Below are 14,875 nucleotides of genomic sequence, written 5' to 3'. Positions count from 1 at the left end.
TTACTCACCCGTCCGCCGCTCGTCATCTTCTAGCAAGCTAGAAATGTTACCGCTCGACTTGCATGTGTTAGGCCTGCCGCCAGCGTTCAATCTGAGCCATGATCAAACTCTTCAATTAAAAGTTTTTTGAAGCCTAAGCTTCAGCTCAATGAATTCTGATTGTTTGTTTCTACTTTTCAAAAAAGTAAAATCAAAACGAATTGACTATATAGTCACTCAGTTACAATTGAGACTCTAAATTTGTTTGCGTCATCTAGCGAACTAGAATCTGCTGTTAGAACTCAATCTGTACGAGTGCCCACACAGATGATTGCTTCATATTTTTAAAGAACATTTCGAAACATTTCGTTGTTTCGAGGGATGTGCATTCTAAGCATTCCCGATTTTTTGTCAACACTTAATTTTGAATTTCTTGAGAAGAAGTTTCGAACTTAAGTTTTACTTGACGCTAACTCGTTGCTGCTTTGCTTTTCAGCGTAGCGCCCCGTGTCAGTGGGGTCGCATTATAGGGCGATCCGATTTTAGTGCAACCCTTTTTTCATTAAAACTTATAAAAATGGTTTGTTCGAACAAAAAACAAACGAAACATACCAAAGCAGTATATTTTTCACTCAAAAAGACCGAATTGAAGTCACGCGAGTCTACATAAACTTTAAGCATCACTAAGGAACAACTGAACAAATGGCGTTATATAACATCTGTTAGCATATCAACTTGCCTACTTACATATAGAACTCGAAACAAAGCCAGGTCAATTCTGCTTTATGTAGAGAAGGTGTACGTAAATTATGTGGAAGTGAAAATGTAAAGCGACTATGAAGCAGTAAGTCTATCCAATAAGCAGGACTAGATACCAAAATGATACCTTTTATCGAAAATATGAATATAGGTGCGTTTATAAAGGCATTGAATACTAACTTTCGATCCTTCTTATTATTGACTAGTAGCTATAGCAATGATTCTGGGATCTAAAGAAACAATGTTTAAGTAAAAGAAGATGTGGATAAATCAGTAACAGTGAAGTTCTTGGATAATAAAAAGATAAATAAGCGAGGGTATTAAGAATAAAGAGAATATGCGATATGGAGGCGGAACCCGGAGTCGAACCGAGGTAGACGGATTTGCAATCCGCTGCATGGCCACTCTGCCATTCCGCCATGAAGAATATTGGAGCGAGTAACGAGGTTCGAACTCGTGACCTCGACCTTGGCAAGGTCGCGCTCTACCAGCTGAGCTATACTCGCATTCCATTTTTCACACTGGTAAATTTGATATGTGAAAAATAAATGGTGCCCGGGGCCGGACTTGAACCGGCACGCTGTTACCAGCGAGGGATTTTAAATCCCTTGTGTCTACCAATTCCACCACCCGGGCATCGGGTGTGAAAGCAAAAATTGGAGCGAGTAACGAGGTTCGAACTCGTGACCTCGACCTTGGCAAGGTCGCGCTCTACCAGCTGAGCTATACTCGCGTTCCGTTTTGTATATAAAAACCATATAGATTTGTTACATACAAATCCCGATATAAATGGTGCCCGGGGCCGGACTTGAACCGGCACGCTGTTACCAGCGAGGGATTTTAAATCCCTTGTGTCTACCAATTCCACCACCCGGGCATCGGGTTTGCTTTCGCATGTGGATATGTTGAGAAATGGAGGCGGAACCCGGAGTCGAACCGAGGTAGACGGATTTGCAATCCGCTGCATGGCCACTCTGCCATTCCGCCGCAAATTTGGAGCGAGTAACGAGGTTCGAACTCGTGACCTCGACCTTGGCAAGGTCGCGCTCTACCAGCTGAGCTATACTCGCGTTCCATTATTTAAATCTACTTATTTATTAAGTTTCATTAAACTTTAACTTGCTAGGTGATGCTATCTAAATTTCATTTAGATGACATACTGCCCTCTCAACACGGACGCATTCTACAGAAGTTCTGGAACGCGTCAACATAAAAAATGAATGTTTTGAATCGTTTGCTCAAAATTTATCTAAACCGCTGGGTTTATAATCATTTCAAGTCAAGAATTAGTCAATTCTCCTTTTGCAGCATAGAGATACTGGATCATAGAAACTAATGTTAGCAATGTCGCGATAGCTAAAAGTGCGTAACTTAGCATTGTCATCCAATCTGATAATTGCCAAATCAAACCTATAATAGCTAACATCTGTGCAGCTGTTTTGAATTTGCCCAGCCAAGATACTGCAACACTACCTCTTTTACCTTGTTCAGCCATCCATTCACGAAGCGCAGAAATAACTATTTCTCTACTAATAATGACAACAGCAGAAATAGTAATGAAATAATTATCATAATGTGTAGCAAGTATCACTAAAGCAACACTGACCATCACCTTGTCGGCAACAGGATCTAAAAAAGCACCAAATGGTGTTGACTGTTCCAACTTACGCGCAAGATAGCCATCGAGGATATCGGTAACGGAAGCTAACCAGAAAATAAAAGCGGCGGCAAAAAACGCCCATGAATAAGGAAGATAAAAAACGACTGCAAACACGGGAATGAGTAGCAATCTAAATGTTGTGAGCGTATTTGGAATATTCCACATAACTACTTGGTATTGTCTTTTTTTCTATGTTCGCATGATTGCTTAAGCTTTGTCATGCAAATGATTAAATATCTTTTCAGCCATTTCAGGGCTGATCCCAGGAACTTGCTTTAATTGATGTATATTTGCAGATTTAACTCCCTGCATGCCTCCTAAAAACTTAAGTAGTGCCTGACGTCTTTTCTGACCTACGCCTTCAATCTCTTCAAGCACAGATTGCGTTCTTTGTTTTTGTCTTTTATTACGATGCCCTGCAATTGCAAAGCGATGTGATTCGTCGCGGATATGCTGGATAAGGTGTAATGCAGGTGAATCACTTTCGACATTCACCGTTTTACGACCACCATCTATTAGCAATGTTTCTAATCCAGGCTTTCGGCTTGTGCCTTTTGCAACCCCTATCAGTATCGGCATTTTACTGAGTTGCCAATCAGCGAAGAAAGATTCCGCCCTACCTAACTGCCCCTTACCACCATCAATAAAAATAATATCGGGTACTTTCGCTTCATCCGACATTTTGCCGTAGCGCTTATTTAATGCAAAATCCATCGCTGCGTAATCATCCCCTGGGGTGATCCCTGTGACGTTATATCTGCGATACTCTCTATTGTTTGGCCCTTGACCATCAAATACAACACACGATGCGACCGTGTTTTCTCCCATGGTATGGCTGATATCAAAACACTCCATTCTTTGAATGTCTGACAGCCCTAGCACTGCTTTTAGTTTGGCGTATCGTTTGGTGATTGAGTCTTGTGCACTTTGTTTAACTTCAATACTGTTTTGCGCATTTTTATTTGCTAATGCAAGATATTGGGCTCGTTCCCCACGAACGTTACATTTGAAATTAACTTTGCGCTTCGAAACTTGAGTCAGCGCGGCTTCTAATGCACTTCCCTCTTCTATTTCGAATGGCAATACAATTTCTTTAGCAATTCTAGAGTGGTTACCCGTTGAAATATAATACTGCCCGATGAAAGAAGTTAGCACTTCATCTGCGCCAGAATCTTTTGGTACTTTTGGAAAATGTGTTTTCGTCCCAAGTACCTTATGCTCCCTTATCATCAGTACATGAATGGCCACTAAACCGTTCTTCTGCTCATAACCGATGACATCAAGCTCTGCAAAGTTTCCTGCAATGGACTGCTGCTCTTGCATTTGCCTTAATAAAGCAATTTGATCTCTATGTTTTGCTGCTTTCTCAAAGTCCAAAGACATACTGGCGGTTTCCATTCGTTCCACCAGTGCTGAGATGACGTCCTGAGAGCGTCCCGTCAAAAACTGTCGAACCATGGCTACTTGTTCTTGGTATTCTTCGTCGCTTACTTTGCCAACGCATGGTCCTGAACATCTTTTTAACTGATACTGCAAACAAGGTCGGCTGCGTGCGCGGTAATACGCATCTTCGCATTGCCTAACCGGGAAGATCTTCTGCATTAGCCTTAGACTTTCCGATACCGCAGCACTGCTAGGAAAAGGACCAAAATATTCGCCTTTTTGTTTTCTACTACCACGATGAAATGCAAGTCTTGGATGTTGATGGGCGCTCAGGAAAATATACGGATAACTTTTATCATCTCTTAAGAGGATGTTATATCGTGGTTGGTATTTCTTAATTAAGTTATTTTCTAAAAGCAGCGCTTCGGTTTCGGTATTCGTTAGCGTTACTTCAATATGGTCAATATTACTGACCAATACTCGCGTTTTACTATCTGTTATATTTGAACGGAAGTAGCTAGAAACTCGTTTTCTGAGGTTTTTTGCTTTACCAACATAGATAACCTGGTCGTCCACATCGTACATGCGGTACACACCAGGTTCTGTTGTTAATGTCTTAAGGAAAGGTTTGTAATCAAATTCAGTCATTTAAAAAGAACTTAATGACTGCTATCTATATCGATCATTTTATGGCGAATCGCCAAGTGGGTTAATTCCACATCACCGCTCACATTGAGCTTTTCAAACATGCGATAGCGATAACTATTTACCGTCTTAGAGCTCAGGTTCAAGCGATCTGCAATATTTTGTGCTTTCTCACCTTTAGTGATCATGAGCATGATCTGCAATTCTCTTTCCGATAGCGATTGGAAAGGGTTTTCGTCATTGCGGCCACTAAATTGCGCAAGAGCAATTTGCTGAGCAATTTCTGGCGCAATATAACGCTGGCCAGCATTAACCGCACGTATTGCATTGATCATTTCATCGGGGCCAGCACCTTTTGTTAGGTAACCATGCGCACCAATTTGCATTACTTTGCTTGGGAACGGATCTTCACAATGCACGGTAAGCACAATAACTTTTACATCTGGACAGTAACGGCAAATCTTTTTGGTCGCTTCCAATCCACCAATACCAGGCATGTTCATGTCCATTAGCACAATGTCAGGCTCACTTTGGCGACAAAAGGTTACGGCTTCCTCACCGGTTTTGGCTTCTCCTACCACTTTAAAGCCACGCACATCATCTAAAATGCGTTTTATGCCAGTCCTGACAAGTTCATGATCATCAACTAAAAGCACATTAATCAATGGCACACCCTCTACATATATATTGGTAAAAGGAGCGAAGCAACCTACAGCCCCGCTTCCAGATGTTTGAGATTACCACATATTTTTTAAAAGCATAACGATAGAAACGAGAGAAAAATACAATTTTGATATGAATTAACCAAATAGTTAATTAATGAAAGATACAGTTTGATTATAATTTCACCGCATTGTGATTTTAAAGGCAGCCGCTATGGCATTTTAGCCATAGCAATTTATAGTAGATTTATTTTTATATGACTCAGCTTTGCTTCGAAAATTTATCGACCCAAAGTGCAATCACACCGTCACCGGTTACGTTACATGCCGTGCCAAAACTGTCTTGCGCTAAATATAAAGCAATCATCAATGCCACTGCGCCTTCATTAAAACCAAGCATACTGGTCAATAGTCCAAGCGCAGACATAACCGCGCCACCCGGCGCACCAGGAGCCGCAATCATTACGACACCAAGCATAAAGATGAATGGCAACATTTCCGACAATGACGGTACAACCATCTCAGGAGAAAGCAGCATCACAGCCATTGCACAAGTCACTATGGTAATAGTCGACCCTGACAAATGGATGGTGGCACAAAGTGGTACGGTAAAATTGGCAACCTCTTCGTTAACATTATTAGATTTACTTGCGCGAAGAGACACTGGAATAGTTGCCGCGCTCGACATAGTACCAATAGCGGTAAAATACGCAGGTAGCATATTTTTGATTAGTTCCAGTGGATTTCTACCAAGTAGCAGGCCGCTCACCACAAACAAAGTGCTTAGCCATAGCCAATGCATAATAATCGCGGCAAGCAATACTACGCCAAACGTACTCAGGGTGTCGAATACCGTACCAGCTACTGCCATTTCAGCAAAAACACCTGCGATGTAAAGCGGTAATACTGGAATAATAACTTTCGCAAGCAGTGCATCTACCACATCTCTCGCTTCGTCAGTGACACCTTTAAGTTTAGTTAAACCGCACTGGCTCATCCCAATACCAAAGATAAATGCCGTTGCAAGTGCCGTCATCACTCCCATCAACGGAGGGATCTCAATATTAATAAAGCTATTAAGATGAGACTCTTCCACGGCTTGATAAGCAACGCCTCCGTCAAAGAATGGGATGAAAGCATTAACCAATAAAAATGCTAATGTGCCAGCAATAATGGTTGACCCATAAGCAAAGCCGACTGTCTTACCAAGCAAGTGGCCCGATCCCTTTGGTAAGCCTGCTATACCCGAAGCAATAAAAAGCAGGATTATCAGAGGAATAGTAAAGCTGATAAGTTGCCCTATGATCACCTTGAAGGTGTATAAGAGCTCAACTAACACAGTCGGCAAGTACAGACCCGCCAACATACCAGCGACGATACCCGCCACTAGCTTCAATATAAGAGACATAGTTACTTCCTAGCAGATTTTCAAAGGCGTTGTTGTAACATGTTTTTGACCATCTTTGCTATTAATTCGATGGAGATAAATAGATTTGTACATTTTATGTATACATATTCGCCACCTAACGTAAATAATTGCAACTTGACGAAAATAAATTGTTTCAGCTCATTGCATATTATCTAATACTGACAAAAGTCTCTGTAAAATAATTAAATTCATGCTTAAAGCTGTAACCTACTCTTTTGTCGCGCTTAGTCTATCTAGCCAAACATGGGCACTAGACCCAAATAAAATCCCATTTATCGACAGTTCTGCAAAAATTGATGGTGTACTTGAAGCCGATATTTGGCAACGTGCATTAGAAATAGATATCAACAACATCACTTGGCCATACGAGAACCAATCAAGTCCAGTACAAACTAAGGCCTACGTATATGAAAATGGTCAATCTTTGTTTATCGCTTTTGATGCAAAGGATCCTAATCCTGAGTTGATCCGCGCATTTTATCGTGACCGTGACCGCGCCTGGGAAGATGATCTTGTCGGCATTAAAATTGATTCATTTAACAATGCCCAAAGCGCTTACCAGTTTTTCATCAATCCACTAGGTGTACAACAAGACTCAATTGAAAACGAACTCACTAAAAGTGAGAATGGTTCTTGGAATGGGATCTGGGATAGCGTCGGAAAGATAAACAAAGACGGTTATGTTGTTGAAGTTGAAATCCCACTCCGTGTATTAAATTTTAACGACTCCCTCGAGAGCAAAACCATGGCTTTAGAGTTTCTGCGTTTTTATCCAAGAAATGAAAGGTTGCGCATCTCCAGCATGCAATTGCGACATGCAAACTCTTGCTGGATCTGTCAAATGCCGAAATATCAAGGATTTGCTAAGGCTAAGCAAGGGAGTAACTTTGCCGTTATTCCAACACTAGTCACCAATAGGCGAGAATCTCGCGACATAGATGATGGTATCGCAGAGCCATGGCAAGCCGACAATAATGTCGAGCCGGGTTTAGACGTCAAGTGGGCTATCACACCAGATATGACACTAAACGCAACATTAAACCCTGATTTCTCACAAGTTGAAGCTGACACGGGACAATTGAGCGTTAACAATAGCTTTAGCCTATTTTTCCCTGAAAAACGGGCGTTCTTTTTAGATAATTCCGATTACTTTTCTTCTCACCTTAACCTTATTCATACTCGGAACATTTCAGCACCCGATTATGGCGTCAAGCTTACCGGTAATAAAAACGGTCACACTTTTGCAGGATTTATTGCCAACGATGAAAGACTCAATGTCGTTGTTCCCGGAAATCTTGGCTCGAGCGTTGTCTCACTAGAAAGAAAAAGCCAAAACATGGCACTGAGATATCGTCATGACCTAAACAAAACCTTGTCAGTAGGCGTGACATCGACGACCAGGCAAAGCGACGACTATCGCAACCAAGTTGCGAGTATAGACGCCAAATACAAACCAACAGATAACGATACCCTACAAGTGCAGTTAATTGGCTCAGATACAGACTATGATAGCGCTTTCGCTGAAGCGTTATGTGATAGTACGCTCGCTGAGTGCGACCTAAACGAAAGTGTACTCAGAGTGATTGACGAAGATGACCGTGGTGCTGGCTATTACGTTAATTATGAGCACAATCGCAAGCATTGGAAGGCATTTACCAGCTATCAAGCTCGCGATGCAGCACTTAGAACCGATATGGGCTTTATCACTCAGGTCGACTTTAATAAATTTCTTTTTGGCGGAGAGTACCGTTGGTATGGCGATGACAACAACTGGTGGAACCGTGCACGTTGGTACGCCGACTGGGATATTTCCCACAACGAGCAAGGCGAGTTATTAGAAAAAGAAGTGCAAACCAACTTTGCAGTTGACGGCCCATTGCAAAGCTTTCTTGATTTCGGTGTTGAACATAGAAAACGCACTGGACTGCGACATGATGAAACCCGTCTAGCGATTGACGGCAATACCGATCTATTTACCGAGAATTCACAGTGGACCTATATGGAGTTCAAGCCAATGGCCGGCGTTTTCGCAGGCTTGAACTTAAGTAAAGGAAACCGGGTTGACCTTGCAAACAACCGTCTTGGTGATTTGTATTTCGCCCGTCCGGTTATTAACGTCAATCTTGGCAAACATTTTGAAGTTAGATTGCGCCATACATTCGAAAAAATGAAAGCGAATGGCGCGGAAGTTTATACCGCAAATCTGAGCGATATACGCCTGACTTACCAATTTAACATTAATAGCTATCTGAGATTGGCAATCATCAACACGGATATTTCGAGAAACCAGAGCAATTATAATGACGATGTTGATGCTACTTATAAAAGTATCAGCACCCAACTGCTCTATTCCTACAAACTAAACCCACAAACCGTTTTCTTTGCAGGCTATTCCGATCATGGTTATCAAGACGATGATTTGTCAAAGATAACTAAAGACGAAAAGACGGTATTTATGAAGTTCAGTTATGCCTGGTTGATTTAAATATCAAACTTTAAATAACTATTGGCTATAAGCAAATTTGATATATCTTATAGCCAATCTTTCCTTTCGTTTTGCGAAATGCGCAGTAAAGTGATGGAATACAAGCAAACCTAGATTAGGGAACACAAATGACTAAAGTATATGCAGATAACAGTCTAACTATCGGTAATACACCGCTGGTTAAAATCAATCGCGTTTCTGGCGGCAATGTTTACGCAAAAGTGGAAGCGCGTAACCCAAGCTTCAGCGTTAAATGCCGTATTGGTGCGTCTATGATCTGGGAAGCTGAAAAAGCGGGTCTTCTTAGCGAAGGTAAAGAGCTCATTGAACCAACTTCAGGTAACACGGGTATTGCACTGGCTTTCGTTGCTGCTTCTCGTGGTTATAAGTTGACACTTACTATGCCAAATACGATGAGCCTTGAGCGTCGTAAACTACTTAAAGCACTTGGCGCAAATTTAGTGCTGACAGAAGGCGCCAAGGGCATGAAAGGCGCGATTGAAAAAGCAAATGAAATCCAAGCAAGTAACCCTGAAAAATACGTGTTACTGCAACAGTTTGAAAACCCAGCAAACCCGAAGATCCACTTTGAAACAACGGGTCCAGAAATTTTTGATGCACTTGAAGGTAATATCGATTACTTCGTTGCGGGCGTTGGTACGGGTGGCACGATCACCGGTGTTTCACGCTATCTGAAAAATGAAAAAGGCCTAAATGTTAAGTCAATCGCTGTTGAGCCAGTTGACTCACCAGTTATCACGCAAACCCTTGCGGGCGACGAAGTAAAACCAGGTCCACACAAAATTCAAGGGATTGGCGCTGGCTTTATTCCGGGCAACCTAGATCTTGAGCTTATTGATGGCGTTGAGTTGGTGTCGAATGAAGATGCAATTGCAATGGCTCACCAGCTGATGAAAGACGAAGGTATTTTAGTGGGTATTTCTTCAGGCGCAGCCCTAGTTGCCGCAAAGCGTATTGCCGAGCAACCTGAAAATGCTGATAAAAACATCGTGGTTATTTTGCCAAGCGCTGCAGAGCGTTACCTAACTAGCCCACTCTTTGCAGACACATTCTCTGAACAAGAATTAGTGCAGTAAGAGTAGAGTTTCATATTCTAGATTACCAAGGGGCATCACTGCCCCTTTGTTTTTTATATTATTCCTTTTAATTTCACTTCCTTTCACTACACTTTATCTATTCGCTACGCTTTTTCGACTTTGATGATTATAAAGACCTTATTACTCATGTTTTTTCTCATGTTTAGTAGTTTCATCTATGGGGAGAATTTAAACGTTGCCTACTTTAAGGGTGGAGAATTTCGCCTTGTTGCTGGAGAAAAGTATCAAGGGGGCTATCTATACAATAAGAAAGGCAAAAATGCCTTCATTCATATTGTGACATTAGATTGGCCACCTTATATCGGTGCAAACCTCTGCAATAAAGGCTGGGCCTTTCAGTTTGCCGTCGCACTGCTTACAGACTTAGATTATCAAGTGTATGTTGAATTTTTGCCTTGGGCTCGTGCCGTAAGGGCCACGGAAACGGGAAAAGCCGATATTTTATTCCCTGAATACTATATTGAGGATTCAGCACCGTCTGACAATCACAAGAATAAGACCCGCAGAGAGCTACTTGCTTTATCTAATGCCTTTCCTGGTGGTGAAATCGGCTTTTTGAAACGAAGAGGTGAAGAAGACCGCTTTGATGGCAATTTAAACTCAGTTAAGAATGAACTCATTGGTGTCGTGAGGGGCTATCAGAATACCCCTGAATTTGATGCTATGATGGATAATGGTGAATTTGTTACTGTAGAGGCCGTAAATGATTTACAGCTGGTGAAGTTACTCGTCGGTAAACGCGTAAATTTAGTAATAGGCGATCCAAAAGTACTGCGCTTTACGGTCAATTATTCAGACTTACCTAGAGCTGAGAAAATTGAATTACTAAGAAACATAGAAAACGTGACGCCACCTATAAAGTATAATCACCTCTACTTTGCGCTTAGCAAGCAAAAGCCACATTGGCGTGAATTGCTCAAAGATATTAATCGTAATCTCTATCAATTTGAGAACAGTGGCGAAACGCAAAGAATGATCGAAATGGTCAGTAACGAGTGTTATTAACCTCTACATAGTGCTTAACGCCTAAGCATCGCGGTTTGTTCAATGCCTCAGCTTAAACACACCGCATTTTTAGCTAAAATACGCTTAGGCAAATCGCTTTAGTTAATCCCTAAATACTTGTGCACTTGAACTGATAGGCGCCAATTTTTCGCTTTGCAATTGTCTATTGCAAGCTTAGTGGCCTTGGCTTTTTGGCTGATTGGCTGAAGATACACTAGCTTTGGTTCAACCCCAGTTTGTGCAAATAACACCTCTAATTCCTCAATATGCTTTTGCATCGCGACGGGGTGCTTTATCTCATCGGCACGAGCCATTGCACTTGGAAGTACTTTGTAACCTCCACGCATATTAATTTTTGGCGACACGGTAACCCAAGTTTCAGCTGGCGCGAGGATCTCAAATGTGCCACTGGTTTCAATCTGTGTGCTGTACCCTTTACTATGCAATGACTTGCATAATGGGCGAAGATCAAACATACAAGGTTCACCACCGGTGATCACCACATGTTTGGCTTGGTAGCCCCGCGCCTCGAAAATCGCCAAGATCTCGTCAGCACTCGCGTTCGCCCACCACTCTGAGTCAGCCTTTTTTTCTACAGTGTTATCCAATGAAACAATAAAAGTGTCGTTGGTTTCCCAGGTTTGTTTGGTATCACACCAAGCACAACCAACTGGACAGCCCTGCAAACGTAAAAAGATTGAAGGCGTACCAGTGAAGCTTGCTTCACCCTGAATTGTTTCAAATATTTCGTTAACCTTGTACAAAATGGCCCCGTGTTTAAGATAAAGTTGTCGAAAAATACCGCGAGAAAATTGTCATTTCTCCAGCGGCCGTGTAGTATATCGCGCCCTGAAGTAAACCTCTATCAAAATCGAGGCAAATCACCTATGAGCGAAAAAGTTGTCGTAATCTATTCCGGCGGAATGGACTCTTACACTGTACTAAACAAGGCTGTCCGCGAGGGCCATGAGGTTTATGCACTGTCTTTTAACTATGGCCAGCGACATGTAAAAGAGCTACAAGTTGCCGCTGACGTATGTGCTAAACTCGGCGTTGCTCATAAGGTCGTTGATATCTCTGCTATCAATCAATTATTGTCAGGCTCTAGCCTAACAGATGACATCGACGTGCCAGAAGGCCACTATGAAGAAGAGAGCATGAAGAGCACGATTGTGCCTAATCGCAATATGATTTTGCTTTCTCTTGCGGTAGGTTACGCTGTCTCTCTAAAAGCAAATAAGGTATTTTACGGTGCTCACTCTGGCGATCATGCAATTTATCCGGATTGCCGCCCTGAGTTCGTTAAAAAGATGGATGATGTTTGCCGCATTGCGAACTACGACGCCGTTGAAATTGTCAGTCCTTACCTTAACAACTCAAAAATTGATATCCTGACCGACGGTCTAAAAATGGGATTAGATTACGCTGACACTTGGACGTGTTACAACGGCCGCGAAAAAGCATGTGGTAAGTGTGGTGCTTGCCAAGAGCGCCTCGAAGCGTTTGAACTAAACCAGGCAACAGATCCGCTTCCGTACGAATAACAGTATCGAAAAAGGCCTCTGTTGAGGCCTTTTTCATATACTTTTCAAGTCTTCATTTCACCGGAAGCGTCATACCTTCAAATAGCTTGTCGATATCATCTTGATTTCGTAGCAAACTTGCACGCTCTACCACATCTTTTGTGAGATGGGGTGCAAATCGCTCAATAAAATCGTACATGTAGCCTCTTAGGAAGCTTCCTTTTCTGAAACCAATTTTCGTCGTACTTGCTTCGAATAGGTGACTCGCATCGATGCAAACTAAGTCGCTATCAGACTTTTCATCAAGTGCCATTGACGCTAATACGCCAACACCGAGCCCTAATCTTACGTAGGTTTTAATCACATCGGCGTCTGTTGCAGTAAACACGATGTGTGGCTCCAAACCATGAGCATTAAATGCTTTATCCAGTTCTGAGCGGCCAGTAAAGCCAAATACATAGGTGATCAACGGATATTTAGCGACGTCTTGCACCGTCAGTGCACTGCCTTTTTGTGCAAGAGGATGGTCTTTGGCGACCACAATACTGCGATTCCAGTGATAGCAAGGTAGCATGACCAGATCACTGTACAAATGCAGCGCCTCGGTAGCGATAGCAAAGTCAGCATCACCTCGAGCGGCAGCATCAGAGATTTGCTGTGGCGTACCTTGATGCATATGTAAAGAAACCGCAGGGTATTTTTTCATAAACCCTTGGATCACAGGAGGTAACGCGTAACGAGCTTGAGTATGCGTCGTTGCGATGTTCAGTTTACCTTGATCTGGTAAGGTATGTTCATTTGCAACCGCTTTGATCCCTTCCACTTTAGAAAGGATCTCACGAGCAATATTAATAATTTCATTACCCGCGCCCGTAACATGCGTTAAATGCTTACCGCTACGGCCAAAAATTTGTACCCCCAACTCGTCTTCAAGCATACGCACTTGCTTTGAAATACCTGGTTGAGAGGTATATAAACTTTCCGCCGTCGCTGACACATTAAGGTTGTGATTCAACACTTCGACGATATATCTCAATTGTTGTAATTTCATATTGCTTTTATTCTTATGATCTCTTGATGTTGAGCATCAGCCCATAGCAAAACCGCTTTTTGTTAGCGAGTTTAGTGCAAAGCGATAAAAACCGCCTGTTACGACCTTATGTAGGCTAGCACATTTGGTAAAAATGAGGTAGCCAAGAGGTACTAAATATCAGCATTTTCACTGACGCTCAGACAGTCACTTGGCCAAATAGCGAATATTTTGACACGCTTTTGCAAACTCACGTGCTAAATCTGGCGACTATCTTGCACTAAAACTAACCGCTCATTTAGGCATCAGCTATACTAAAAAATAATGAATTCTTTATCTTTTTTACAGGTTATTGTCGTAAACCTGTTCAGAATAGTACGAATTCATGTAAGATTAAAAGATTACACTGGTGGTTACATGAAAGAGATTTCAGTATGTTTGTTTCTATTATAATAATGTTGATTGTTGCACTTATCGTCATAGCAGTTTGGGTAAGCGCGATCCAGCAACATAAAGAGAAACAAGAAGCGGAGAGACGCAAAGAACTTGGTAAGCAAAAACGCGTAATAGAAGAAGCGGAAGACGTCATCATGAATGGCAGCAATATTCCGATGTCTGAAGTCATGATCCGTATCATTCAGCGCCGCGTGCATGACGCTTTAGCCGCAATGGTGGAGTTGTCTCCGACTTCGAAAGAATTAAAAAGTCGCTTACACGAGTCGCAAGAGCGCTTAAATACTCAGCCTGAAAAAACAGCAGACTCAGACTCGATAGCACTTCCTGACAACGACAAGCAAATTATCGCATTAGTTCAAGGCATAAAGAAATTACGCCAACTACTACGCTCAGAGCATAGTAAAGGTAAAGTAGACACTCAACTGTTCGTTAATGAAGACCGTAGGCTGGAGCGATTTCAGCTTAAAATCAATGTTGAAAGCCAGATAAAACGAGGGCTTTCAGCGAGGACCGCAAATATGGTCGGTTCAGCAAGACAATACTTTGAAAAAGCTTACGCTACAATTTGCGCCGTCTCATACAATGATGACTATGTAAAAGAGAAAAAAGCACAGCTGGAAGGTTATTTAGAAGAGATCAGCAGCGAACTTAGAGCGTCCAACGCATCAGCGGTGAAAAAGAAAGCAGAGCAAGAACAAGACGACTTGGACGTCCTGTTTGCACCAAAGAAGAAGTGGTAAC

The 14,875-nt window shown here is 42.1% G+C and carries 11 protein-coding genes, 7 tRNA genes and 1 rRNA gene; 5 read left to right on the top strand and 14 right to left on the bottom strand.

What is annotated here, in order from left to right; translation table 11 throughout:
• From MHN30_RS04265 to MHN30_RS04210, 12 genes are all read right to left on the bottom strand, one after another.
• A 16S ribosomal RNA gene (locus MHN30_RS04265) occupies positions 1–118 on the bottom strand; the annotation flags it as partial.
• Between the two features lie 965 nt (positions 119–1,083).
• Positions 1,084–1,157: transfer RNA gene (locus MHN30_RS04260), tRNA-Cys, on the bottom strand.
• Between the two features lie 11 nt (positions 1,158–1,168).
• A tRNA-Gly gene (locus MHN30_RS04255) sits at positions 1,169–1,244 on the bottom strand.
• 43 nt (positions 1,245–1,287) lie between these two features.
• A tRNA-Leu gene (locus MHN30_RS04250) sits at positions 1,288–1,374 on the bottom strand.
• A gap of 21 nt (positions 1,375–1,395) precedes the next feature.
• A tRNA-Gly gene (locus MHN30_RS04245) sits at positions 1,396–1,471 on the bottom strand.
• 57 nt (positions 1,472–1,528) lie between these two features.
• A tRNA-Leu gene (locus MHN30_RS04240) sits at positions 1,529–1,615 on the bottom strand.
• A gap of 36 nt (positions 1,616–1,651) precedes the next feature.
• Positions 1,652–1,725 (bottom strand) — tRNA-Cys (locus tag MHN30_RS04235).
• A gap of 7 nt (positions 1,726–1,732) precedes the next feature.
• Positions 1,733–1,808 (bottom strand) — tRNA-Gly (locus tag MHN30_RS04230).
• A 209-nt stretch (positions 1,809–2,017) separates the two neighbouring features.
• Complete coding sequence (pgsA, locus tag MHN30_RS04225; protein WP_010375584.1) at positions 2,018–2,563, bottom strand: CDP-diacylglycerol--glycerol-3-phosphate 3-phosphatidyltransferase; 546 nt, start codon at positions 2,561–2,563, stop codon at positions 2,018–2,020.
• A 42-nt stretch (positions 2,564–2,605) separates the two neighbouring features.
• On the bottom strand, positions 2,606–4,429 hold the full coding sequence (gene uvrC, locus MHN30_RS04220; protein ID WP_239358556.1) for an excinuclease ABC subunit UvrC: 1,824 nt from the start codon (positions 4,427–4,429) through the stop codon (positions 2,606–2,608).
• An 11-nt stretch (positions 4,430–4,440) separates the two neighbouring features.
• Positions 4,441–5,091 carry a UvrY/SirA/GacA family response regulator transcription factor gene (gene uvrY / locus MHN30_RS04215; RefSeq protein WP_010606537.1) on the bottom strand — a complete coding sequence of 217 codons (651 nt, stop codon included), beginning with the start codon at positions 5,089–5,091 and terminating at the stop codon, positions 4,441–4,443.
• Positions 5,092–5,350: 259 nt separating this feature from the next.
• Positions 5,351–6,496, bottom strand: a complete 1,146-nt coding sequence (locus tag MHN30_RS04210) for a dicarboxylate/amino acid:cation symporter (protein WP_045987887.1) — start codon at positions 6,494–6,496, stop codon at positions 5,351–5,353.
• 211 nt (positions 6,497–6,707) lie between these two features.
• On the opposite strand from MHN30_RS04210, the gene MHN30_RS04205 reads away from it, so the two are divergent.
• From MHN30_RS04205 to MHN30_RS04195, 3 genes are all read left to right on the top strand, one after another.
• On the top strand, positions 6,708–9,002 hold the full coding sequence (locus MHN30_RS04205; RefSeq protein WP_239358547.1) for a DUF5916 domain-containing protein: 2,295 nt from the start codon (positions 6,708–6,710) through the stop codon (positions 9,000–9,002).
• A 128-nt stretch (positions 9,003–9,130) separates the two neighbouring features.
• Positions 9,131–10,099, top strand: a complete 969-nt coding sequence (gene cysK / locus MHN30_RS04200) for a cysteine synthase A (RefSeq protein ID WP_010375573.1) — start codon at positions 9,131–9,133, stop codon at positions 10,097–10,099.
• 159 nt (positions 10,100–10,258) lie between these two features.
• Positions 10,259–11,125, top strand: a complete 867-nt coding sequence (locus tag MHN30_RS04195; RefSeq protein WP_239358567.1) for a transporter substrate-binding domain-containing protein — start codon at positions 10,259–10,261, stop codon at positions 11,123–11,125.
• Positions 11,126–11,223: 98 nt separating this feature from the next.
• Here MHN30_RS04195 and queE read toward each other — a convergent pair whose 3' ends face one another.
• Positions 11,224–11,889 (bottom strand): 7-carboxy-7-deazaguanine synthase QueE, encoded by a 666-nt coding sequence (gene queE, locus MHN30_RS04190; RefSeq protein ID WP_239358545.1) that lies wholly within the window; start codon positions 11,887–11,889, stop codon positions 11,224–11,226.
• 123 nt (positions 11,890–12,012) lie between these two features.
• Between queE and queC the strand changes: the two genes are divergently transcribed.
• Positions 12,013–12,669 (top strand): 7-cyano-7-deazaguanine synthase QueC, encoded by a 657-nt coding sequence (queC, locus tag MHN30_RS04185; protein WP_039492259.1) that lies wholly within the window; start codon positions 12,013–12,015, stop codon positions 12,667–12,669.
• Between the two features lie 52 nt (positions 12,670–12,721).
• Here the strand turns inward: queC and cysB are convergent, their stop codons facing one another.
• Positions 12,722–13,699 carry an HTH-type transcriptional regulator CysB gene (gene cysB / locus MHN30_RS04180; RefSeq protein ID WP_010375565.1) on the bottom strand — a complete coding sequence of 326 codons (978 nt, stop codon included), beginning with the start codon at positions 13,697–13,699 and terminating at the stop codon, positions 12,722–12,724.
• Positions 13,700–14,112: 413 nt separating this feature from the next.
• Between cysB and MHN30_RS04175 the strand changes: the two genes are divergently transcribed.
• Entirely contained in the window at positions 14,113–14,874 is a 762-nt protein-coding gene (locus MHN30_RS04175) for a hypothetical protein (RefSeq protein WP_130164387.1), read from the top strand.
• Position 14,875: the final 1 nt, after the last annotated feature.

Origin of the sequence: Pseudoalteromonas sp. OF7H-1, assembly GCF_022347825.1 — a bacterium.
GTDB lineage: Bacteria > Pseudomonadota > Gammaproteobacteria > Enterobacterales > Alteromonadaceae > Pseudoalteromonas > Pseudoalteromonas maricaloris.
The sequence above is the reverse complement of the archived record's forward strand: the minus strand, read 5'-3'. Positions and strand labels throughout refer to the sequence as shown.